Annotated in this window: 27 protein-coding genes; 21 read left to right on the top strand and 6 right to left on the bottom strand. The window is 63.7% G+C overall.

All coding sequences use genetic code 11. The features are described from left to right. Positions 1-10: 10 nt before the first annotated feature. On the top strand, positions 11-2,728 hold the full coding sequence (locus tag YU3_RS0105670) for a sensor histidine kinase KdpD (protein ID WP_027165334.1): 2,718 nt from the start codon (positions 11-13) through the stop codon (positions 2,726-2,728). Beyond that, positions 2,725-3,426 carry a response regulator transcription factor gene (locus tag YU3_RS0105675; RefSeq protein ID WP_027165335.1) on the top strand — a complete coding sequence of 234 codons (702 nt, stop codon included), beginning with the start codon at positions 2,725-2,727 and terminating at the stop codon, positions 3,424-3,426. The genes YU3_RS0105670 and YU3_RS0105675 overlap by 4 nt, the downstream gene beginning before the upstream one ends. A 51-nt stretch (positions 3,427-3,477) precedes the next feature. Here the strand turns inward: YU3_RS0105675 and YU3_RS0105680 are convergent, their stop codons facing one another. Then, positions 3,478-4,077 carry an invasion associated locus B family protein gene (locus tag YU3_RS0105680; protein WP_027165336.1) on the bottom strand — a complete coding sequence of 200 codons (600 nt, stop codon included), beginning with the start codon at positions 4,075-4,077 and terminating at the stop codon, positions 3,478-3,480. Positions 4,078-4,359: 282 nt separating this feature from the next. Between YU3_RS0105680 and YU3_RS0105690 the strand changes: the two genes are divergently transcribed. Continuing rightward, the gene (locus YU3_RS0105690; RefSeq protein WP_245273432.1) at positions 4,360-4,683 is read left to right on the top strand and encodes a hypothetical protein; all 324 of its coding nucleotides are present in this window, start codon (positions 4,360-4,362) and stop codon (positions 4,681-4,683) included. 30 nt (positions 4,684-4,713) lie between these two features. On the opposite strand, the gene YU3_RS41175 is transcribed toward YU3_RS0105690, so the two are convergent. Continuing rightward, positions 4,714-4,899, bottom strand: a complete 186-nt coding sequence (locus YU3_RS41175) for a hypothetical protein (RefSeq protein ID WP_198021641.1) — start codon at positions 4,897-4,899, stop codon at positions 4,714-4,716. Here YU3_RS41175 and YU3_RS0105695 point away from each other — a divergent pair. The 8 genes from YU3_RS0105695 to YU3_RS36060 all read left to right on the top strand — a co-directional run bounded on the left by YU3_RS0105695 (position 4,829) and on the right by YU3_RS36060 (position 10,644). Further along, a complete protein-coding gene (locus YU3_RS0105695; protein WP_027165339.1) occupies positions 4,829-5,296 on the top strand; it encodes an NUDIX hydrolase in 468 nt (155 codons plus the stop codon). The genes YU3_RS41175 and YU3_RS0105695 overlap by 71 nt on opposite strands. Before the next feature lie 157 nt (positions 5,297-5,453). Continuing rightward, positions 5,454-5,777: a metalloregulator ArsR/SmtB family transcription factor gene (locus YU3_RS0105700; protein ID WP_027165340.1), complete on the top strand. Its 324-nt coding sequence runs from the start codon at positions 5,454-5,456 to the stop codon at positions 5,775-5,777. Then, positions 5,774-6,184 (top strand): SRPBCC domain-containing protein, encoded by a 411-nt coding sequence (locus YU3_RS0105705; protein WP_027165341.1) that lies wholly within the window; start codon positions 5,774-5,776, stop codon positions 6,182-6,184. The genes YU3_RS0105700 and YU3_RS0105705 overlap by 4 nt, the downstream gene beginning before the upstream one ends. Positions 6,185-6,259: 75 nt before the next feature. Beyond that, positions 6,260-6,652, top strand: coding sequence for a VOC family protein (locus YU3_RS0105710; protein WP_027165342.1), 393 nt, complete (start codon positions 6,260-6,262; stop codon positions 6,650-6,652). A 39-nt stretch (positions 6,653-6,691) separates the two neighbouring features. Beyond that, on the top strand, positions 6,692-6,916 hold the full coding sequence (locus YU3_RS0105715; protein WP_027165343.1) for a hypothetical protein: 225 nt from the start codon (positions 6,692-6,694) through the stop codon (positions 6,914-6,916). Positions 6,917-6,926: 10 nt separating this feature from the next. Then, complete coding sequence (locus YU3_RS0105720) at positions 6,927-7,376, top strand: DUF1801 domain-containing protein (protein ID WP_027165344.1); 450 nt, start codon at positions 6,927-6,929, stop codon at positions 7,374-7,376. A gap of 79 nt (positions 7,377-7,455) precedes the next feature. Then, positions 7,456-7,854: a DUF1801 domain-containing protein gene (locus YU3_RS0105725; protein ID WP_027165345.1), complete on the top strand. Its 399-nt coding sequence runs from the start codon at positions 7,456-7,458 to the stop codon at positions 7,852-7,854. A gap of 303 nt (positions 7,855-8,157) precedes the next feature. After that, positions 8,158-10,644 carry an EAL domain-containing protein gene (locus YU3_RS36060; protein ID WP_036257911.1) on the top strand — a complete coding sequence of 829 codons (2,487 nt, stop codon included), beginning with the start codon at positions 8,158-8,160 and terminating at the stop codon, positions 10,642-10,644. Positions 10,645-10,674: 30 nt separating this feature from the next. Here YU3_RS36060 and YU3_RS0105735 read toward each other — a convergent pair whose 3' ends face one another. Further along, positions 10,675-11,232, bottom strand: a complete 558-nt coding sequence (locus YU3_RS0105735) for a GNAT family N-acetyltransferase (protein WP_027165346.1) — start codon at positions 11,230-11,232, stop codon at positions 10,675-10,677. Between the two features lie 178 nt (positions 11,233-11,410). Here YU3_RS0105735 and YU3_RS0105740 point away from each other — a divergent pair, with 178 nt between their 5' ends. Beyond that, a complete protein-coding gene (locus YU3_RS0105740) occupies positions 11,411-11,866 on the top strand; it encodes a DUF2214 family protein (protein WP_027165347.1) in 456 nt (151 codons plus the stop codon). Here the strand turns inward: YU3_RS0105740 and nth are convergent. Continuing rightward, positions 11,863-12,669 carry an endonuclease III gene (nth, locus tag YU3_RS36065; RefSeq protein WP_036257912.1) on the bottom strand — a complete coding sequence of 269 codons (807 nt, stop codon included), beginning with the start codon at positions 12,667-12,669 and terminating at the stop codon, positions 11,863-11,865. The two genes, YU3_RS0105740 and nth, sit on opposite strands and share 4 nt — an antisense overlap. 22 nt (positions 12,670-12,691) lie before the next feature. On the opposite strand from nth, the gene YU3_RS0105750 reads away from it, so the two are divergent. Next, positions 12,692-13,186, top strand: a complete 495-nt coding sequence (locus YU3_RS0105750; RefSeq protein ID WP_027165348.1) for a DUF2244 domain-containing protein — start codon at positions 12,692-12,694, stop codon at positions 13,184-13,186. A gap of 85 nt (positions 13,187-13,271) precedes the next feature. Here YU3_RS0105750 and YU3_RS0105755 read toward each other — a convergent pair whose 3' ends face one another. Then, the gene (locus tag YU3_RS0105755) at positions 13,272-14,087 is read right to left on the bottom strand and encodes a class I SAM-dependent methyltransferase (protein WP_027165349.1); all 816 of its coding nucleotides are present in this window, start codon (positions 14,085-14,087) and stop codon (positions 13,272-13,274) included. A 115-nt stretch (positions 14,088-14,202) separates the two neighbouring features. On the opposite strand from YU3_RS0105755, the gene YU3_RS0105760 reads away from it, so the two are divergent. The 8 genes from YU3_RS0105760 to YU3_RS0105795 all read left to right on the top strand — a co-directional run bounded on the left by YU3_RS0105760 (position 14,203) and on the right by YU3_RS0105795 (position 20,439). Then, a complete protein-coding gene (locus tag YU3_RS0105760; protein WP_036257918.1) occupies positions 14,203-15,108 on the top strand; it encodes a methylated-DNA--[protein]-cysteine S-methyltransferase in 906 nt (301 codons plus the stop codon). 234 nt (positions 15,109-15,342) lie between these two features. Then, a complete protein-coding gene (locus YU3_RS0105765; RefSeq protein WP_027165351.1) occupies positions 15,343-15,816 on the top strand; it encodes a hypothetical protein in 474 nt (157 codons plus the stop codon). Between the two features lie 23 nt (positions 15,817-15,839). Then, positions 15,840-16,232, top strand: a complete 393-nt coding sequence (locus tag YU3_RS0105770) for a hypothetical protein (RefSeq protein WP_027165352.1) — start codon at positions 15,840-15,842, stop codon at positions 16,230-16,232. Then, a complete protein-coding gene (locus YU3_RS0105775; RefSeq protein ID WP_027165353.1) occupies positions 16,199-16,741 on the top strand; it encodes a hypothetical protein in 543 nt (180 codons plus the stop codon). The genes YU3_RS0105770 and YU3_RS0105775 overlap by 34 nt, the downstream gene beginning before the upstream one ends. Next, positions 16,716-17,198, top strand: a complete 483-nt coding sequence (locus YU3_RS0105780) for a hypothetical protein (protein WP_027165354.1) — start codon at positions 16,716-16,718, stop codon at positions 17,196-17,198. The genes YU3_RS0105775 and YU3_RS0105780 overlap by 26 nt, the downstream gene beginning before the upstream one ends. 165 nt (positions 17,199-17,363) lie before the next feature. After that, entirely contained in the window at positions 17,364-18,269 is a 906-nt protein-coding gene (locus YU3_RS0105785) for a ribokinase (protein ID WP_027165355.1), read from the top strand. A gap of 3 nt (positions 18,270-18,272) precedes the next feature. Next, on the top strand, positions 18,273-19,724 hold the full coding sequence (locus YU3_RS0105790) for an amidase (protein WP_027165356.1): 1,452 nt from the start codon (positions 18,273-18,275) through the stop codon (positions 19,722-19,724). Between the two features lie 100 nt (positions 19,725-19,824). Further along, complete coding sequence (locus tag YU3_RS0105795) at positions 19,825-20,439, top strand: LysE family translocator (RefSeq protein WP_027165357.1); 615 nt, start codon at positions 19,825-19,827, stop codon at positions 20,437-20,439. A 171-nt stretch (positions 20,440-20,610) separates the two neighbouring features. Here the strand turns inward: YU3_RS0105795 and YU3_RS0105800 are convergent, their stop codons facing one another. After that, entirely contained in the window at positions 20,611-21,552 is a 942-nt protein-coding gene (locus YU3_RS0105800) for a nucleoside hydrolase (protein ID WP_027165358.1), read from the bottom strand. Positions 21,553-21,586: the final 34 nt, after the last annotated feature.

A 21,586-nucleotide genomic window follows, 5' to 3' on the forward strand; every position in this document is an offset into this window, starting at 1 on the left:
ATTGGACCTGATGCCGGACGACAGGACCGACCCACAGAACAGACCGTCCCCCGACGCGCTCCTCGAGCATGCCGAGCGCGAGGGCCGCGGCCGCCTGCGCATATTTCTCGGCGCGGCACCCGGCGTCGGCAAGACCTACGAGATGCTGATGGCGGGCCGCACGCAGCGCGCCGACGGCATCGATGTCGTGATCGGCATCGTCGAGACGCACGGCCGCAAGGAAACCCAGGCCCTGGTCGACGGCTATGAGGTGATCCCGCGCCGCCTTGTCGACTATCGCGGCCAGACGTTGGACGAGATGGACATCGACGCCATCCTGAAGCGGCGTCCCGCTTTGGTCCTGGTCGACGAACTTGCCCACACCAACGCGCCCGGCAGCCGGCACCCCAAACGCTATCTCGATGTGCAGGAGGTCCTCGCACAGGGTATCGATGTCTACACCACGCTCAACATCCAGCATGTAGAAAGCCTGAACGACGTCGTCGCCCAGATCACCCGCGTCCGGGTCCGTGAGACGGTTCCCGATTCCATCATCGACGAGGCCGACGACATCGAGATCATCGACCTCACCCCCGATGACCTGATCAAACGGCTGCAGGACGGCAAGGTCTATTTCCCCAACACGGCGGAGCGCGCGATCGAGAATTATTTCTCGCCGGGCAATCTGACGGCGCTGCGCGAACTGGCGCTGCGCCGCACCGCCCAGCGCGTCGACGAGCAGCTGCTCAACCATATGCAGTCGCACGCCATTCCAGGTCCGTGGGCGGCGGGCGAGCGGGTTCTCGTCTGCGTCGACTCGCAGCCTGGCGGAGCAGCCCGCATCCGCTATGCGCGCCGGCTTGCCGACCGGCTGCGCGCCCCCTGGACGGCGCTGCATGTCGATACGCCACGGCTCGCCGGCCTGTCCGAGGAGGACAAGGACCGCCTCGCCAGGAACCTCCGCCTTGCCGAACAGCTCGGCGCCGAGATCACCACCATTCCAGGCCAGAACGTCGCCCAGGACATCGTGCGCCACGCGACGACGAACAACTTCAGCCATATCGTCGTCGGCAGGCCGACCCGCTCGCGCTGGCGCGAGTTGATCGAGGGCTCGCTCACCTATGATCTGATCCGCAATGCCGGCGACATCAGCGTCCACGTCATTTCGGGTGCCGAGCGCGATGCCGACGCGCCGCGGGTGAAGGCTGCACCCGAGCAGAAGCCCTTCCAGATCTGGCCCTATCTGTTTTCGACGGCCTATGTCGCCGGCGCACTGGCCGTCAGTTCGATCCTCGACCAGTTCCTCGACGTCCGCAACCTCGCCAGCGTCCTGCTTCTGGCCGTGCTGACATCGGCCGTGACGTTCGGGCTCTGGCCGGCGCTCTATGCCTGTTTCCTGAGCGCGCTTGCCTTCAACTTCTTCTTCCTCGAGCCGCGCTACACGCTGACGATCCGGGACCCGGAAAGCATCGTTGCCTTCACGGTCTTCCTCGTCGTCGCCGTGATCGCCAGCAATCTGACGGCGCGCGTGCAGCGCCAGGCGGTCGCCGCGCGCTCGCGGGCGCGCGCCACCGAGGACATCTACTCCTTTTCCAAGAAGCTCGCCGGCGCCGGTACACTCGACGACGTCCTGTGGGCCACCGCCTTCCAGATCGCTTCGATGCTGAAAGTCCGCGTCGTGCTGCTTCTGCCGGAAAACGGCACCATCACCGTCAAGGCCGGCTACCCACCGGACGACACCCTGGCCGAGGCCGACATCGCGGCCGCCCGCTGGGCCTGGGAGCACAACCGGCCGGCGGGCCGCGGCGCCGACACCTTGCCCGGCGCAAAACGTCTCTATCTGCCCTTGCGGACAGGGCGAACCGCCATCGGCGTGGTCGGTCTCGACAATGACAAGCAGGGGCCGCTGCTGACGCCCGAGCAGCAGCGGCTGCTCGATGCTTTGGCCGACCAGGCCGCGGTCGCCATCGAGCGCGTCCAGCTCGTCGCCGATGTCGACCGCGCCAGGCTGGCGGCCGAAGCCGACCGGTTGCGCTCGGCGCTGCTCACCTCGATCTCGCATGATTTGAAGACGCCGCTTGCCGCGATCATGGGTGCGGCCGGCACGCTGAAGGAATTCGCGCCGGCGCTACCGGAGAAGGATCGCGCCGAACTTCTGTCGACGGTTGTCAGCGAATCGGAGCGGCTGAACCGCTTCATCGCCAATCTGCTCGACATGACCAGGATCGAGTCGGGCGCGATGGAGCCGAACTGTGCACTCCATGATGTCGGCGATGTTGTCGGCTCGGCCCTGAACCGGGCGCGGAAGATCACCGCCGAGCACACGATAGAGACCGACATTCCGGCTGACCTGCCGATGCTTCGGCTCGATCCGGTGCTGTTCGAGCAGGCGCTGTTCAACCTCCTCGACAATGCTGCCAAATACGCTTCGCCCGGCTCGGCCATCCGGCTGCAGGCCTGGGTCGACAACGGCGCCGTCATCCTGCAGGTGATGGACGAGGGACAGGGCATTCCGGACGACGACATGGAGCGGATCTTCGACACCTTCTACCGCGTGCGCAAGCGCGACCAGGTGCGCGCCGGTACGGGTCTCGGCCTGTCGATCAGCCGCGGCTTTATCGAGGCGATGGGCGGCACGATTTCGGCGGCCAACCGCACCGATCGTCCAGGCGCGATCTTCACCATCCGCATGCCGGTACCTTCGGAATTGCCCGTCCTGGGCACACCCCTTACGGACGATGCGGCATGACAAATCAGACCGTCTCTATCCTGGTCGTCGACGACGAGCCGCCGATCCGCAAATTGCTGCGCGTCGGCCTCGGCAGCCAGGGCTACACGGTCTCCGAGGCGCCGAACGCCAAGGCGGCGCTCGAACTCATGCAGGCCGAGCGGCCGGACCTGATCCTGCTCGATCTCGGTCTGCCCGGCATGACCGGCCTCGAACTGCTCGGCAAATGGCGCAGCGACGGCCTGGACATTCCGGTCGTCATCCTTTCCAGCCGCACCGACGAGGCCGGCATCGTCGCGGCACTCGAGCTCGGCGCCGACGACTATGTGACAAAGCCCTTCGGCATGAATGAGCTCGTCGCGCGTATTCGCGTGGCGCTGCGCCACAAATTCCAGCAACAGGGCGAGAAGCCGGTTTTTCACACCGGCGACCTCTCGGTCGATCTGGTGAAGCGCATCGTCAAGGTCGAGGGCAAGGAAGTGAAACTGTCGCCCAAGGAATACGACATCCTGCGCATGCTCGTGCAGTATGCCGGCAAGGTACTCACCCACCGGTTCCTGATGAAGCAGATCTGGAACGACTCGACCGATGTCCAGTATCTGAGGGTCTATGTGCGCCAGCTACGACAGAAGATCGAAAAGATCCCGGACCAGCCGCGCTACATCATCACCGAAACCGGCGTCGGCTACCGTTTGCGCGAGGCGGACGGAAACGAATAGGGCAACCGGTTTCTGCCGATCGCCCCCAGACGAATCCCTTACCTTCGTTGCTCAGTCCGCCGACAAATCCGCCGTCCGGGCCAGCGCGCTGCCGAAGCCGTTGAGCGAGATGGTAAACGCGATCGGCTGCATGGTGTCCGCCGCTGTGGCGTTGATCTTCAGCGTCGTGCCGCTTTGCAGCATCGGCGTGGTATCGGCGTCGAACGTCACCGGCACCAGGCAGCCGACTGCCTGGCAGGTGCTGAACTGCAGCGCGCCATCCAGCTTCTTGTCGTCGATTTCGAGCGCAATGCCGTTGGCCAAGGCAAGTCCGAAGGGCAGCGCCAGCGTTCCGGTGGCGTCCTGGCCGGTCTTGGTCGTCAATTCGATCGCCAGCAGCCGCTGGCCGCTTTGCTTGTTGAACTGCTGATGCGACAGGCTGCAGACCTTGTTGTTGCCGGTGACCTGGCAGTTGACCGTCCAGTCGCCATGCGTTTCCGACAGCGCCGAGGCGCCGCCCGGCAGCTGCGGCTTGGCCGCCGCGTCGGCGGGCTGAGCGGCGGCAGGCGCCACCTTGTCGGTCTTGTTCTGCGCGGCAAGCCCCGCCGCCGGCACACCGCCAATGCAGGCGGCTGCCAGCATCGCCGCCAAATACGCGTACTTCGTCCTCATGACATCCCTTCTTGGCCGCCGCTCGCGTCAGCTGGAAGCTGACCTTCAGAGACGCGCTGACCGCATTCTGCCTAACCGTTTCGCCGAAGGCGCCGTTGTACCTGATCGCCAAGCCGACGCCGTTGACGCCATTGAGCTCCAGCTCGGCGCCGACGCGATAGAGCGGCGAATCGACGGCTTCCGTCAAGTGCAATGCCGGGTTGCCGGGCAGATTCCCGGCGGCGGCGAAGCGCCCTCGCAGTCGCCCATGGCGCCATTGGCCGGCCGCACTATATAAACCACATGGTTTTTCGTACGGGAGCCGACCGGATGCTTCGTCATACCCTGGCTGTTCTTGCAGGCGCCTTGCTGGTGGCCGCGATTTCCCAGGCCGCACCGTCTTACGCGCAAATCGTCATCCCGACGAACCGCAACGCATTGGTGCAGCAGAATGAGCTGCAGCAGTTCGAGAACCGGTTGCAGCGGCAGCAATATCAGCAGCAGCAGCAAATCTATCGCGAGCTGGACCGGCCGGCCGCGCCCAGGAGCCAGCCCAACGTGCCGATCTATGACAAGACATGTCGGATGGAAGCGGTCGGCAATACGATTTCGCGGGTTTGCCGCTGACATTCCGCTTTTTCCAGTTTATTAGCCGACTTACTTGCTGGCAAAATGCCGGATTGCAAGGGCAGCGGTTTTAAGGTTTGCAGCGGACAGGTTTTTGCCCGCGCGGATAGCGTCGGCGAAGATTCTGCTCTCACCGGAATTTGGGATGGCAACAACCAAAAATAAAGCAGTTCGCAAAGCCAGGAAAGGGCAACGGATCCGCCAGGTGGCGGCCATTCCATTTCGGTTGCGGCAAGACGGCAGCCTCGAAGTGTTGCTGGTCACCTCACGCACCACGCGGCGCTTCATCGTGCCCAAGGGCTGGCCGATGAAGGGCAAGAGCGGGCGCAAGGCGGCAACGATCGAAGCCCAGGAGGAAGCCGGCGTTCTCGGCAAGGCCCTGAAGCAGCCTGCCGGCAGCTATTCCTATTGGAAACGCATGACCACCGGCTTCGTCCGCGTCGATGTCGTCGTCTATCTGCTCGAGGTCACAGAGGAACTTGCCGACTGGCAGGAAGCCGCGAACCGGCAGCGCGCATGGCTTCCGGCGGCAGACGCCGCCTTGCTCATCGACGAGCCGGAGCTTTCGACGCTGTTGAGGGATTTGATCATCCCGGCAGCCGATCCGGCATAAGCAGACACCTGTTTAGTGCCGTTCGGGAAAGGCCGTACCGGCGTGCCTATAAAGATCCACAGCCGCGGTTTCGGCCGGGCGCCCTCATTCGCCGCTTGACTCATACATATCCCGGCGGTTATACGTCAATCAATAGCCAATGGGTTATCGATCTCAGATGCCGGCCACGCACGATATGCTGTTCAGGACGCTTGCCGATCCGACAAGGCGCGCCATCTTCGAGCGTCTCTGCCGCCTGGGCGAGCAGACGGTCGGAGCCCTCACCGCGCAGGCCGGCGTGTCGCAGCCGGCGGTGTCAAAGCATCTCGGCGTGCTCAAGGAGGCGGGACTGGTACGCGACCGTCATGAGGGGCGTCAGACCCATTACAGCGCGCAGCTAAAAGCGCTTGCGCCGTTGATGGATTGGACGCGCGACATGGCGGGGTTTTGGGAAAGCCGGTTCGACGATCTGGAAGATCTGCTCAAAAGGATGGATCAATGAACGAAGTGCCGGCCGCAAAGCGCTCCGTCATTGTCGAGCGCGAGATACCGTTTGCACCGGAAAAGATCTGGCGCGCGCTCACCCAACCGCATCTCATCGAGGAGTGGCTGATGAAGAACAACTTCAAGCCGGTCGTGGACCACCGCTTCAATCTGAGCGCGGAATGGGGCGGTGTCGACTGCCAGGTGCAGACGGTCGAGCCCAACAGGACGCTGTCCTATACCTGGGACACCAAGGATCTTGAGAGCGTTGTCACCTGGACGCTCACCCCGACGAGCACGGGCACGCATCTGCGCATGGAGCAGATCGGCTTCCGTGCCGACCAGGAGCCGTACTACCGCGGCGCCACGGTGGGCTGGAAGCGCAACTTCGCGGCCCTGGAAGAGTTGCTTTCGCGGATCGATTGAGGTCCGCCGCAAGGGTTCAAGAAACAATCAGGTCTGGCGGGCGGCACCGCAAGCGTGAGCAATGGAGACACCGAAATGAAGATCAAACTGACCAGCATCTATGTCGACGATCAGGAAAAAGCTCTGGGATTTTACACCGGCGTTCTGGGCTTCACCAAGAAGGCCGACTTCACCAATGGGCCGTTTCGCTGGCTGACGGTGGTCTCACCGGACGACCCTGAAGGCACCGAGCTGCAGCTGGCGTTGAATGACAACCCGGCGGCAAAGACCTATCAGCAGGCGATTTTCAAGCAAGGCCAGCCGGCGCTGATGCTGTTCACCGATGACATCAAAAGCGATCATGAGCGGATCAAGGCCAATGGCGGCAGCTTCGCCATGGCGCCGACCGAAGTGACCGGCGCGACCATTGCCCAGCTCAACGACACCTGCGGCAACCTCATCCAGCTTTCGCAGCTGGCGCGCTGGTAGGCAGCTCGATCGATCTCATCATTTGCAAGGGAGGTTAGATTGGACTGGAGCAAACGGATCAGGCAGCTTCACCGCTGGCTGTCTATCATCTTCGCCGCCACCGTTATTGCCAATTTCGCCGCCATGGCCATGGGCCCGCCGCCCGCCTGGATCGTCTATTCGCCGTTGATTCCGCTTTTCCTGCTGCTGTTCAGCGGCCTCTATATGTTCGTGCTGCCCTATGCTGTGAGATGGCGCGGTGACGAGGCGCGCGAGCGTATATAGGATCGATCTGATGGCGAAGGCGAAATCGCCGAAAATTACCGCCGGATCTCCGGCCGCGAAACCCGGCCTGCTTTCAGGCGGCAACCCGCAGATCGCCAAGGGCTATGGCGATGCTCCCGTGCAGGCTTATATCGCGGCGATGCCGGGCTGGAAGAGCGAGGTCGGGCGGCGGCTCGACCAGCTCATTGTGCAGGCCGTTCCCGGCGTGCGGAAGGCCGTCAAATGGAACTCTCCGCTTTACGGGATGGAGGGCGAAGGCTGGTTTCTCGGCATCCATTGCTTCACCAAATACATCAAGGTGGCCTTCTTCCGCGGCCTGTCGCTCAAGCCGGTGCCGCCCGGCGAATCCAAGAGCAAGGACACGCGCCATTTCCACATCCATGAGAACGACCCTCTAGACGAGGAGCAATTCATCTCCTGGGTGAAGCAGGCGAGCCAGCTGCCCGGCGAACGGATGTAAGCGGACGGACGATCAAGCGCCGCCTCCCTGAAACCGACACGATGGCAATCTCTTATCCAGCCTCGAAGGAGAACCGTACATGCAAGAAGGCAATGCGCAGGACGGCAAATCTCCGTCGGAACTCATCGACGGAAGGATCAAGGAACTGGGCGACTGGCGCGGCGAGACGCTTGCCAGGCTCCGCGCCCTTATCAGGCAGGCCGCGCCCGAAGCCATCGAGACATGGAAATGGCGCGGCGTGCCGGTCTGGGAGGACGCCGGCATCATCTGCACCGGCGAGACCTACAAGGCCGTCGTCAAGCTGACCTTCGCCAGGGGCGCGGCGCTGCCCGATCCGGCGAAGCTCTTCAACTCCAGCCTCGAAGGCAACACCAGGCGCGCCATCGATTTCAAGCAAGGCGACAACATCGACGCCGACGCCCTGAAGGCGCTCGTCCGCGAAGCCGTGGCCCTCAACAAATCGAAGACCAAACGCTGAGAGACGGCTGTCGCGGGACGCTATCGGGTTTGATGTTGCCGACCTTTTCTTCCGTGCCCTCGCGCTGCGGATCGATACTATGCAGCAAATATCGCCATCACGTGGCGTAAGCGTCCTTCTGTTGCTTAGCAATAAATCATGAAACAAATACTGGACGAATTTATCGCCTGTTAAGCGAGGAGTATTATCTGGAACATTGTCGCCAGTAACCGGACGACATGCGGGGAAGAACATCGTCTCAACCGACGGATGAGCCGGTCGGACAGACACCGGGGGAGCCAGCATAAGCTCCATGGGAATGGGATGAAGCTCTCATCGACCGATGCCAGCCCGCGTCTCATCGGACTGGTCTGGCCCTTCGTCGCCGTCGTCCTGATCCAGGCACTGGTTGCCACCCTCAGCCTCCACACGCTATCGGCCGTCCGCGCCTATGTCGGCGGCGAAAGCCAATGGTCGAAAGGGCAGAAGCACGCCATCTATTTCCTGAGCCTTTACGCCGATACCGGCCAGGAAGAGTATTTCAACGAATATCGCCAAGCCATCGCCGTGCCGCTCGCCGATCGCGCCGCGCGGCTGGCGCTCGAACAGGCTGAGCCCGACACGAATACGGCGCGGCTTGGCTTCCTTGGCGGCAACAACCATCCCGACGACGTCGCCGGCCTGATCTGGCTGTTCCGGAATTTCCGTGGCGTGAGTTATCTCGATACCGCGATCCGTCACTGGACGGAGGCCGACGAAATGATCCTGGCCATCGAAAGACTTGGCGGCGACGTGCACCGAAGGCTCGAAAAAGGGCCGGCATCTGCGGACGAGATCGGTCTCTGGAAGGCGGAAATCCACCAGCTCGACCGCCAGATCGGACCGCTTTCCAGGGCCTTCTCCGACAGTCTCGGCGAGGGATCGCGCTTTATCAAGATGGCGCTGACCGCAGCCAATCTCGCCACCGCCGCCCTGCTTATCGCGCTTGCCGTCTGGCGTACGCGCAAGCTGATGAAACAGCGCCAGGCATTTCAGAACGCCCTCAACGCCGAGCGCGAGCGTGCTCAGATCACGCTGGCCTCGATCGGCCAGGCCGTCATCAGCACCGATGCCTGGGGACGGCTGGACTATATGAATCCCGGCGGGGAAAAATTGCTCGCCTGCTCCCTCGATGCCGCCAAGGGCAAACCAGTTGATGCCTTGTTCCGCCTCATCGACAAGGACAGCGGCGTCGAGGAGACCGATTTGATGCCGCGGCTGCTGGCAGGCGAGCCGCGGCGCTCCAATGTGCGCCCGCAGCTTCTGGAGCGTCCCGACGGTTCGGTGGTGCCGGTGGCGCTGAATGGCGCTCCGCTGATCGTTTCCCACAAGATCCTCGGTTGCGTCCTGGCCCTGCACGACATGACGCGCGAGCAGGATTACATCGAGCGCCTGTCGTGGCAGGCATCGCATGATGCGCTGACCGGGCTCGTCAACCGCCGCGACTTCGAGAACCGGCTGGCGGGCACGATCTCGGAGGCGCCGGAAAAGCCGCGCCGGCACGCGCTGATGTATCTCGACCTCGACCAATTCAAGCTGGTCAACGACACGTGCGGCCATGCCGCGGGCGACCAGTTGCTGCGCCAGATCTCGGTGCTGCTCGCCAACGAGTTACCGCCCGGCGACATCCTGGCGAGACTGGGCGGCGACGAGTTCGGCGTGCTGCTCTTCGATTGCGATGCCGACTGCGCGGCCGTGACCGCCGAACGGTTGCGCGCCACGGTCCAGGATCTGCATTTCTCCTGGGAAGGGCGTCCCTTCAACGTCAGCGTCAGCATCGGCATGGTCGAAGTCGCCAATGCCGGCATGACGCTGGAAGAGGTGCTGCGCGCCGCCGACGTCGCCTGCTACATGGCGAAGGAAAAGGGCCGCAACCGTGTCCAGCTCCACAGCGACGGCGACACGGCGCTGCGCGAGCGCTTCGGCGAGATGGCCTGGGTGCAGCGCCTGCATGCCGCGCTGGATGAGAACCGCTTCAGGCTGCACGCGCAGGAGATCGCGCCGCTGCGGGACGATATCGCCGAGACGGGCGCGCATGTCGAAATCCTGCTCAGGCTGACCGACGAGGACGGCAGCTTCGTCACCCCGCAGAGCTTCATCCCGGCGGCGGAGCGCTATGGATTGATGCCGGCGATCGACCGCTGGGTGGTACGCAACACCTTCGCCACATTGGCGGTCAGGCGCACCGATCCACATGCGACGCCGATATCCACCTGCGCGATCAACCTCTCCGGCGCTACTTTCGGCGACGAAACATTTCTCGGCTTCATGCGCGAACAGTTCACCGCGCACGCCATTGCGCCCGAAACGATCTGCCTGGAGATCACCGAGACCAGCGCCATCGCCAATCTTTCGGAAGCCATGCGTTTCATCGCCGACCTGCGTGGGTTGGGCTGCCGCTTCGCGCTCGACGATTTCGGCTCCGGCATGTCGTCCTTCGCCTATCTGAAGCATTTGCCGGTCGACTACCTCAAGATCGACGGCGGCTTCGTCAAGGACATGCTCGACGACCGCATCGATCGCGCGATGGTCGAGATGATCCATCATATCGGCAAGGTGACGGGAAAACGCACCATCGCCGAGTTCGTCGAAAGCGATGGTATCGTCGAAGCCCTGAAAGCGATCGGCGTCGACTACGCGCAAGGCTATGCGATTGCACGGCCCCAGCCATTCGACGCAGCCACGGTGCTGCTGGGAGGCCGGGTTGACCGCGGTGCAACCGCAGACACCTGGCAGACTTTGGCACAGACTTTGCGCCGCAAGGTCGGCTAGTAACCCGGCCCTCTAGTGCATTGACGCAATCTAGGCAATCGCCCCTCCAGCCTGCCGTTCCAACAGGATCGTGGGCTTCTCGTGGTAAGCGGTCCGCAGCGTTTCGCGATAGCCGTTCTTTTCGGCCACCTTCAGCGAAGCGCCATTTTCCGGATCGATGATGCAGACGGTGCGCCCGGGCGGCCCGAACACCTCGTCGCCCCAAGCCACGACCCGTCCGACGACCTCGCTGGCCAGTCCATGGCCGTGCGCGGCCGAGGCCAGCGCCCAGCCTGCCTCCGGCACGCCTTCGATCGAGGGCTCGATCTCACGCTTCAGGTCATGGAACCCAGCCTCGCCGATGAAGCGCCCCGTCGCCTTGTCCTCGATCGCCCAGAACCCATAACCAAGCAGCGACCAGAGGCCGGCATGGCGCAGGAAGCGCATCCAGCTCTCCTCGCGCGTGCGCGGCTTGCCGCCAATGAAACGGGTGACGGCGGGCTCCGCCCACATGGCGGCATAGGTTTCGAAATCGCCTAGCCTGTGCGGCCGCAGGATGGTCCGCGCCGTCTCGAGGATCGGCACGCCGGCTTCCTTTTCGATGCTCATGGCATTTCCTCGTTGAGCCGGCAGCGCATAGCAAACCAGCGCGTTCGAACAAGGGCCAGGATAAGCCAGGATCATCCTCCAGCGCAGCGATTTCGGCGTCTGGGATTTTTGACCGACGATGCTACTCTTCGGACGCACGATCCAGCCACGTCGCGGCGGCCTAACGCAGGGAACGAACATGGACACCACTGATCTTGTATTGGCGATTCTCCATCATCTGCTGGTGTTCTCGCTGGCCGGCATCATTGGCGCCGAGTTCGTGCTGGTGCGCGGCGATTTGGGGGCGGCGATGCTCAAGCGCCTTACCGGCATCGACCGTCACTACGGCATCATCGCCGCGCTGATCGTCATCGTCGGCATCTGCCGGGTGTTCTTCGGTCTGAAAGGCTGGGAATTCTATGTCTACAACTGGGTGTTCTGGGCAAAGATGGTGGCCTTCATCATCGTCGGCCTGCTGTCGATCATCCCGACCATGCGCTTCATCTCCTGGAACAGGCAGGCGAGCGGCAATCCCTCCTTCGCGGTGCCGGCGGCGGAATTGGCCTCGGTGAAGAACTATGTCCGCGCCGAAGGTTTCATCTTCCTGCTTATCCCGGTTTTCGCCGCGGCCATGGCGCGCGGCTATGGTTACTAGGCCTCGACCGGAAACGTCTCGTCAAGCGGCGCGATCGGCACCAGCGGCGCCGGTATGTCGGTGGTCTTTTCCTTCGACTTGCAGATGTCGGCGATGACGCAGGCCGGGCAATCGGGCTTGCGCGCCTTGCAGACATAGCGGCCATGCAGGATCAGCCAATGATGCGCATGGCGCATATATTCGGCCGGGATGACCTTGAGCAGCCCCTGCTCGACCTGTTCCGGCGTCTTGCCGGGGGCAAGCCCGATTCGGTTGCCGATGCGGAAGATATGGGTGTCGACCGCCATGGTGTGCTGGCCGAAGGCGACGTTGAGCACGACGTTGGCGGTCTTGCGCCCGACGCCCGGCAGCTTGACCAGGTCGTCGCGGTCCTCCGGCACTTGGCCCGCATAGTCGTCGATGAGCGCCTTGGACAAGGCGATCACATTCTTCGCCTTGTTGCGCCACAGGCCGATGGTGCGGATATAGTCGCCGACCTTGGCCTCGCCCAATGCCAGCATCTTGGCCGGCGTGTCGGCCGCTGCGAACAGTGCCTTGGTCGCCTTGTTGACGCCGGCGTCGGTCGCTTGCGCCGACAGCACCACCGCGACCAGCAGGGTGAAGGCGTTGCCGTAGTCGAGCTCGCCTTTCGGCTCCGGCCGCTGGACCGAAAAACGCCGGAAGATCTCATGCACCTCGGCGGGGCTGTAAACCGATCGCGAAGCGGCTTTTCGCGGCCGTCCGCCGGGCGTTCGGCCGCCGCCCGCAACCGCGGACTGAGGCTTTTTGACTGCTAACGATTTTTTGGATTTGGGAGGCGCCATTTCCCTCCTATAGTATTCCCTCATGAGCGACACAAACGCCTCGTTCCAGGCCGACGAGCCATTCTTTCAGGCTCTGCTCACTCCGCATCGTTCGCTAGGCCGCACCGGCTTCCAGATCCTGATGGGAGCGCTTCTTTTCGGCTGGGCCGTCACCGGCGCGTTTTTCCTGGCGCGCGGCGCCTGGCCGGTGTTCGGCTTCTTCGGCCTCGACGTGATCGCCGTCTACATCGCCTTCCGCGCCAATTACCGCGCCGCGCGCGCCCGCGAGGAAATCTCGGTCTCGCGCACCAGCCTCGACATCCGTAAGACCGCACCGTCCGGCCGTTCGGAAGCGCATCATTTCAATCCGTTCTGGACACGGTTTTCGATCGCCCGCCACAGCGAGATCGGCATCACAAAGATGGCGGTGGAGGCGCAGGGCAAGAGCGTGGCGATCGGCGGCTTCCTCAATCCCGACGACCGCGAAAGCTTTGCCACCGCCTTTTCGCGCGCGCTGGCGACCGCCAAGACACGCTGAGCATGATCCCGAACCGAAGGTCCGCGTCAGCGAAAAGTGGGCACCGGTTTTCGGATAAGATCATGCTCCAGACCAACCACGCGCCTCAGAACCGATATCGCAGCAGCCTGCCGACCTTGCGCATCGCTGGGATAAGTTTCCAAAGGCCGACGAACAGGCGCGCGGACCACCCCAGACGGGCCCCCTGCTCGGGCTTGTAGGGCGGAATCTCGCCGATGAAGCGAAGTTTAGGCACCGCCTGCTCCAATTCATGCGGATCCTCGATGGCCCAATGGACTTCGGCCCCGGTTGCCTTGATGGCCGGATTGAGGCGCATCAGTTTCAGGCCGAAACGGCTATAGGCGTCGAACGCCAACTCACCGCCGGCAAGATGCGAAACAAGCCGCGCAAGCAGTCGCGGCCCCTCGTCGGCGGCGAGATACGGCGTCAGCCCCTCGGCCACCACGATCGCCGGGCGATTGCGGGGCACTTCAGCCAGCCAATCCGGTTCGGTCACCGACGCGGCGACCAGATGGTAACGGTCCCTGGACGGATAGAGCCTGCGCCTGAGCTCCATGACCTCCGGGTAGTCGACATCGAACCAGTCGATGCCTTGCGGCGGGTCGATGCGGAATATCCGCGTATCGAGCCCGCATCCCAGATGCAGCGCGATCGCGTCCGGATACCGCGCAAGGAAATCCGCAACGCAAACGTCCAGTGTTTTCGCCCTGATTGCAAAACCCAGCCCGAGATTGCTGTCGACCTTGAGCCTTGAGAAATCATAGTCGATCTTGCGCACCGCCTCGTCGGCGAAGCGATCCTGGAGCAGCGAATGCGGCAGCCGGCTCTCCAGCGCCTTGCCGTAAAGCGTCATCAGCAAGGTTTCCCTTGCCCCGGTCAGATCAACCTTTTCGCCGGCCATGACTGTCCTCTTCGGCTCGAAGCTGACTCTATCTGGGAGTAGACCGCGGGAAGGCAAGTTTCGGGTGGCTGCAAAGCTTTGGAAGAACGATATTGGCGGTCAAGGAGATATTGCCATGAACGCCCAGATGACCATGAATACGCAGATGAAACCGACCGCGATCCTTGAGAACGACATCACGCCAGAAGGCAGCGACTACGAGGTCGTGCGCCGCGCCATCGAGAAGATCAGCCTCGACTACCGCGACCAGCCCTCCCTCGAGGTCCTTGCCGAGGAAGTCGGCGAGACGCCGACCGGCCTGCAGAAACTCTTCACCCGCTGGGCCGGCCTGTCACCCAAGGCCTTCCTGCAGGCGGTCACGCTCGACCATGCGCGCAGGCTGCTCGATTCCGGCATGCCGCTCCTGGAAACCTCGTTCGAGCTCGGCATGTCCGGCCCCGGCCGGCTGCACGACCTCTTCGTGACCCATGAAGCGATGTCGCCCGGCGACTACAAGACGCGGGGCGCCGGCCTGACCATCCGCTACGGCTACCACATCTCGCCTTTCGGCATCGCGCTGATCATGGTCACTGACCGAGGTCTCGCCGGCCTGGCCTTCTGTGACGCCGGCGGCGAGCGGGCTGCCTTAGCCGACATGTCGAGCCGCTGGCCGAATGCGACTTACGTCGAGGACATGTCCGCCACCCAGTCTTACGCCGCGCGGGTTTTCGACCCGACGCGCTGGCGCGCCGACCAGCCGCTGCGCGTGGTGCTGATCGGCACCGATTTCCAGTTGCGCGTCTGGGAAGCCTTGCTGCGCATCCCGATGGGCAAGGCCTGCAGCTATTCCTCGATCGCGGCAAGCATCGGCGCGCCGAGCGCCAGCCGGGCCGTGGGTGCGGCAGTAGGCGCCAACCCGATGTCGTTCGTGGTGCCCTGCCATCGCGCGCTGGGCAAGTCGGGCGCGCTGACCGGCTATCATTGGGGTCTGACGCGCAAGCGCGCCATCCTCGGCTGGGAGGCGGGACAGGTGGCGTCCTGAAGATCGATTTTTTTGTTCTCTGTTGCGGAAAGTCGCTAGTTACAGTATAAGAAGTGTAACTATAAATAATTTCAGATATTATTCATTGAGCACAACCGGCGACAACCTGTGGTTTCGCCGGTTGTTCTGCCGGTTGCTTTCGGTTATTATTTTACTTAACGCTAAATTAACCACGATAAAGAGATGATCCTCCTACATTGAGCCGGCGTCATCCGGCTCGAAAGAGGGGTCTCGATGAAATTCGCGCACGCCGCAATGGCAGCAGGCCTGCTGGCCGGCTGCGCCTGCCAGACAGCATCGGCGGCCACCACTGGAAATGTGCTGTTCAACGGCACGATCACCGCGACCTGCACTGTCACGATCAACTCCAACGGCACGATGACCGTCAGCAGCAATCTTCAGTCGCTGAGCTCGCACAATGCCGGCGGCTCAGCCGGCAGCGCTCAGGTCGATACTACGGGCGGCGTCTCGCTCAGCGTGGATCCGGTAACCACGACGACCGTGCCGGCCTCGGATGTTACGGCGACGACATGGACGCCGACCTTCGCCACCTCCGGCGCGCAGACGATTGCCGAAACCGGCACCGCGACTGCGCTGACGGCGCCGGGCACATCGACGGTCGCGGTCAATCTTGCCGGAACCAAGAGCGGCACAAACCGCTTCTCCGCCGGCAACTACCAGGCAACGGTGACGCTGCGCTGCGAATAGCCCTCTCGCGAAAGGAGCGGTCCTTGAGAACGATTGCAATTCTGGCGGCGGGCCTGACTGTCGCGCTGTCTCCTGCTGCAGCGACGGGCCAGTCGATGACGCCCATGCGGGGCGAGGTGCGATCCTTCACGGATGCCTTCGCCGTTCGCGTGTTCCCAGGCAACCCGTACAACCAGCGCATACGCGTCGAGGTCCATGTCTATGACCAGGATTTCCAGCCGGTCGACGCCAAGGTCACGCCGAGCACCTTCCTTCTGGCTGGCCAGGCGTCCCGCCCTGTTCTCGTGGTCGTCCCATTCGACGGCGCGAGCGAACGCAAAGTGCGTATCTGTACCGAGAGTATCCCCTTTCCAAGCGAGCAGACCCAGATAAGGGCACAGATATGCGGAAAGTTTTTCGGGCATCGCAGGTTCTGACCTTATCCTTGCTGCCCGCCCTGGCTATCGCAAGTCAGGGATTTGCCGAGGATATCCTGAACCTGAACCAGAACCAGACGGGTTTCAGCTTGCCCGGCGTCAGCCTGCCACAGGGCCAGGACGAAGTTCATGCCAGCGACGGCACGACCTGCCGCTCAGCCGTCTCCGGCAGCGGTGCCTATCTCGACCTCGGTATCATCCGGGGCAACAACAACAGCAACCAGGTCAATAGCGACATCGCCACATATGGCCGCGTGGTGATCCCGATCGGGCGGACGCCGAAACGCATCGATTGCAGCCGCCTCTACGAGCTGGAAGTCGAGCGTCTGCAGCTTGAGTTGAAGCTGCTCAAAATGGGCCTCGGCACCGACGGCCAGACGACGGCGAGCACGACGAGCACTGCTGCCGCGGCCCCCACGGTCCATTCGGCGACGTCGGCAGGATGGGCCAACGAAGGCTGGAGCATCAGAGGCACGACCGGCAATGAAAAGAAAAAGAAGAGAAAATAGCTGCGCGCTGCTTGGCGTGGCCGCGCTTGCCGGTTTCTGCCTCCCGGCGCAGGCAGCGATCATCGGCACTTGCACGATCATGATCGGCGCATCGGGAACGATGAAATCGAATCCCGCCATCAACATCTTCGGCTCCAAGCAGGCGGGCGGGTCGAGCGCCGGCGCCACCATCACCGCGAACTCGACACTGTGTTCCATCCTAAACCTGCTAGACTGCTACTCCGTGTCCGCGCCGGCGCCGATTGCCTTCACATCCGCGCCGAGCGGTGGCGACACCAACGTCTCTTTCGCCTCCGTCTTCCGCCTCGACGGCTCGGGGCTGGATAATCCGGGCGGCTCGGCGCAAAAGCTGACCAACGGCACCCATACCGTCCAGGTCGATCTGACCGCCACGAAGTCGCCGGGCATCTTCCCGGCGGGCAGCTACCAGGCCCAGGTCACGGTCCGCTGCGAATGATGCTGTGGGCCAGGCGGCACCGACAGCGACATGATCTGGCAACCGGCGGGCTTTGCGGCTAGCTTCGCGCCCAGCCCGCAATTCCTGGAATTGCGCAAAAGCGTAGTCTTGGAGCAGGTCCGCCCTTTCAGTGCAGGCTGACCCGCTTCAACGGGAGGCAGTTTTTTGATTATCGTTGTCGGTTCGATCAACCTCGACCTCATCGCCAATGTCGACCGCCTGCCGGGACCCGGCGAGACGGTGCGCGGCTCAAGCTTCGCCACCGCGCCCGGCGGCAAGGGCGCCAACCAGGCCCTGGCCGCGGCGCGCGCAGGGGCCCAGGTGCGCATGGTGGGCGCTGTCGGCAAGGACAGTTTTGCCGCCGAAGCGCTCGCCCTTCTCAGGGCCGGCAATGTCGATCTCTCCGGCGTCGGCCAGAGCTTCGCCTCCACCGGCACGGCCTTGATCCTGGTCGGCGCCGACGGAGAAAACGTCATCGCCGTCGTGCCTGGCGCCAATGATTCGGTCGTGCCAGGGGATGTTGCCAAGGCTTTTCTCAAAAAGGGCGATGTCGTGCTCTTGCAGCACGAGATCCCGTTGCAGACGGTCGAGGCCACGCTCGATGCGGCGCGCGCGGCGGGCGCCGTCAGCGTGCTCAACACCGCCCCCTTCCGTCCGGAGGCCGCAGGCCTGCTCGGCAAGGCCGACTACGCTGTCGCCAACGAAACCGAGTTCGATCTCTATGGCGAGGCCCTGGCGCTCTCCGGGCGCGACCGCCCTGCCCGCATGCGCGACTATGCCGGCAAGACAGGCCGCGCGATCGTCGTCACACTCGGCGGTGACGGCGTGCTGGCCGCCACGCCGGATGATTTCCTTACCATCGCGGCGCTGAAGATCACGCCGGTCGACACGGTCGGCGCCGGCGACACCTTCTGCGGCTATTTCGGCGCCGGCCTGTCCTCCGGCTTGTCGCTTGAGCAAGCGCTTACCCGTGCCGCTGCGGCCGGCTCGCTCGCCTGCCTGAAGCCCGGCGCGCAGCCGGCGATTCCCTTGGCAAAGGACGTCGACGCGGCTTTGGCGGGCACCCGTTAAGCCATGCGTCCCGTGACCAAGCATCCCGCACCGCCAGCAGGCGATATCTGCCGCCTGTCCGCCGTCGAGCTCGCCGACAAGATCAGGCAGCGCCATTTGTCGGCGCACGAGGTGGTCAGCGCTTTCCTGGACCGCATCGAGGCCGTGAACCCGTTGGTCAACGCCATCGTCTCGCTGCGCGAGCGCGCCGATATCTTGGCCGAGGCCGACAGGGCGGACGCCCATCTGGCACGGGGCGGCGAGACGGGATCGCTGTTCGGCCTGCCGATCGCCATCAAGGACCTCGCCCTGACCAAGGGGCTCAGAACCACGTTCGGTTCGCCGATCTTCGCCGATTTCATTCCCGACGAAGACGAATTCTTCGTCGAGCGCATCCGCAAGGCCGGCGCCATCATCATCGGCAAGACCAACGTCCCGGAATTCGGGCTGGGCTCCAACACCTACAATCCCGTCTTCGGGCCGACGCTCAACGCCTTCGACCCGGCGCTGACCGCCGGCGGCTCGAGCGGTGGCGCGGCTGTGGCGCTGGCGCTCGACATGGTGCCGGTCGCCGACGGCAGCGACTTCGGCGGCTCGCTGCGCAATCCGGCCGCCTATAACAACATCTACGGCTTCCGCCCCTCGCAGGGTCTTGTGCCTGCCGGTCCGGCCTTCGAGATCTTCCAATCCCAGATGGGCGTCGAAGGGCCGATGGGCCGCAGCGTGCGCGACATAGCGCTGTTGCTCGACGAACAGGCCGGTTATCACCCGCATGCACCGCTTTCGCATGACAAAGAGGTTTCGTTCCTCGACGGCCTGGGGCTGAAAGCATCCGGCGGCCGCATCGCCTGGCTGGGTGACCTCGGCGGCCACCTGCCGATGGAACCGGGCGTTCTCGATCTTTGCGAGGCCGCCCTTGCCCGCTTCGAGGACGCGTCGTTCCACAGCGAAACGCTGGTGCCGGACGTCGACTTCGAGGCCCTGTGGCAGGCTTTTATCACCTTGCGCCAGTCAAGCAGCGGCTGCGGGCTGAAGGCACACTACGACGACCCGGCAAAACGCCACCTTCTGAAGCCAGAGGCTGTGTGGGAAGTGGAGCAAGCGATGCGCCTCACCGCGCCGCAGATCCATGCCGCGACCGTCCGGCGCAGCTCGTGGCATCGCACGCTGCTTGCGCTGTTCGAGCGCTTCGACCTGATCGCCCTGCCGACCGCGCAGGTCTTCCCGTTCGACGTGACCACCCATTGGCCGCGCGAGGTCGCAGGCCGCGCTATGGACAGCTATCACCGCTGGATGCAGGTCTCGGCCTTTGCCACGCTCGGCGGCTGCCCCGCGCTCAACGTGCCCGCCGGCTTCGACGGGAACGGCCGGCCCATGGGCATGCAGTTGATCGGCCGGCCGCGCGGCGACCTGGGCGTGCTCAAAGCCGGCGCCGCCTATGAGGCGACGCTGCCCTGGTCGGCAGGAGCGGCTTGAACGATTGGTAGGCAAGACGGGCGACTTGCAACGGCAGCGGCGCCGTGCATTGATCCGCGGCCACCGCCGCATCACCTCTGTCGCCGCTCGAGGAAAGACCATGTCGCTGGAACTTTACGCAACCTATGTCGTCGCCTGCATTGTCATCATCCTGGTGCCCGGGCCGACAGTGACGCTGATCATCGCCAACAGCATCCGCCACGGCTCGCGCGCCGGGCTTGCCAATGTAGCCGGCACCCAGGCCGGCCTTGCCATTATGATCGCCATCGTCGGCATCGGCCTCAACACGCTGATCGCCGGCATGGGCCACTGGTTCGAATGGGTGCGGCTGATCGGCGCCGCCTATCTGATCTGGATGGGCGTGCAGATGTTCCGCGCCAAAGGTACGCTGAACTCCGACGGCTCGGCCAAGAAACCGCGCGGCGGCTTCTTCCTGCAAGGCCTCCTGGTGGCGATCAGCAATCCCAAGACGCTTGTCTTCTTCGGCGCCTTCTTCCCGCAGTTCATCGCGCCGCAGGGCAATTACACGCTGCAGATCGCGGTCATGGGCCTGACCGCGATGATCTTCGCCGCCATGTCGGACTCGACCTACGCCCTTGCCGCCGGCCGCGCCGGCCGGCTGCTGTCGGCCAGCCGCGTCAGGCTGATGTCGCGCATCAGCGGCAGCTTCCTCGTCGGCGGCGGGCTGTGGCTGGCGTTTTCCAAGGCAAAGTGAGCGGCGCCCTCCCCTTCTCCCCTTGCGTGAGAAGGTGGCCGAGCGAAGCTCGGTCGGATGAGGGGTGTTCCAGGGAACGCCAGCGTCTCACTCCGCTGGAACACCCCTCATCCGTCTCGCCGCCTCGCGCCGATCCACCTTCCCCCACAAGGGGGGAAGGAAGAGGCGCTTCTAAAGCCGCCCGAGCCGCTCCACCAGCAGCGCGAAGAAGCCGTCATGGTCGATGTCGCGCATCACCGTGGCGTTTTTCTCCCGCTTGGTGACGCCCCACCAGTCGATCACCGTCATGCCCATGGTCAGCTCCGAGGAGGTCTCGACGCTGACATTGCAGCGGCGGCCCTTGAACAGCTCCGGCTTGATCAGATAGGCGATCACGCACGGATCGTGCAGCGGCCCGCCATCGGTGCCGTATTTCTCCTCGTCGTAGCGTTCGAAGAATTCCAGCATCTCGGCCGTCGCGGTGCCTACCTTGGTGCCGAGCTCGCGGAAAGCCTGTATGCGCTTGGAGGTGGTCAGCGCCTTGTGGGTGACGTCGAGCGGCATCATCACGATCGGAATGCCCGATTTGAACACCACATCGGCGGCCTGCGGATCGACATAGATGTTGAATTCGGCCGTCGGCGTAGTGTTGCCGCCTTCGAAGAAACCGCCGCCCATCAGCACGATTTCCTTGATGCGCGGCGCGATCCTGGGCTCGCGGATCAGCGCCAGCGCGATGTTGGTGAGCGGTCCGAGCGGGCAGAGCGTGATTGTGCCGCTTTCTTCGCGCATCAGCGTCTCGACGATGAAATCGACGGCGTACTGTTCCTGCAGCTTCATGGTCGGCTCAGGCAGTTGCGGGCCGTTCAGGCCGGTCTTGCCATGCACTTCCTCTGCGGTGACGAGTTGGCGCGCCAGCGGGCGGATGGCGCCGGCATAGACCTTGATGTCGGGCCTGCCGGCCAGTTCGCAGATCTTGCGGGCATTGTTCTGGGTCAGCTTCAGCGGCACGTTGCCGGCAACCGCCGTTATGCCGACGATCTCCAGTTCGGAACTGCCGAGCGCCAGCAATATGGCGACGGCATCGTCCTGGCCGGGATCCGTGTCGATGATGATCTTTCTGGATTGGGGCATTTCAATTCCTTTTGGGAGTCTTTTTGGGCGGGGG

This window comes from Mesorhizobium sp. WSM3224, assembly GCF_000427725.1.
In the GTDB taxonomy this organism is placed as follows: domain Bacteria; phylum Pseudomonadota; class Alphaproteobacteria; order Rhizobiales; family Rhizobiaceae; genus Mesorhizobium.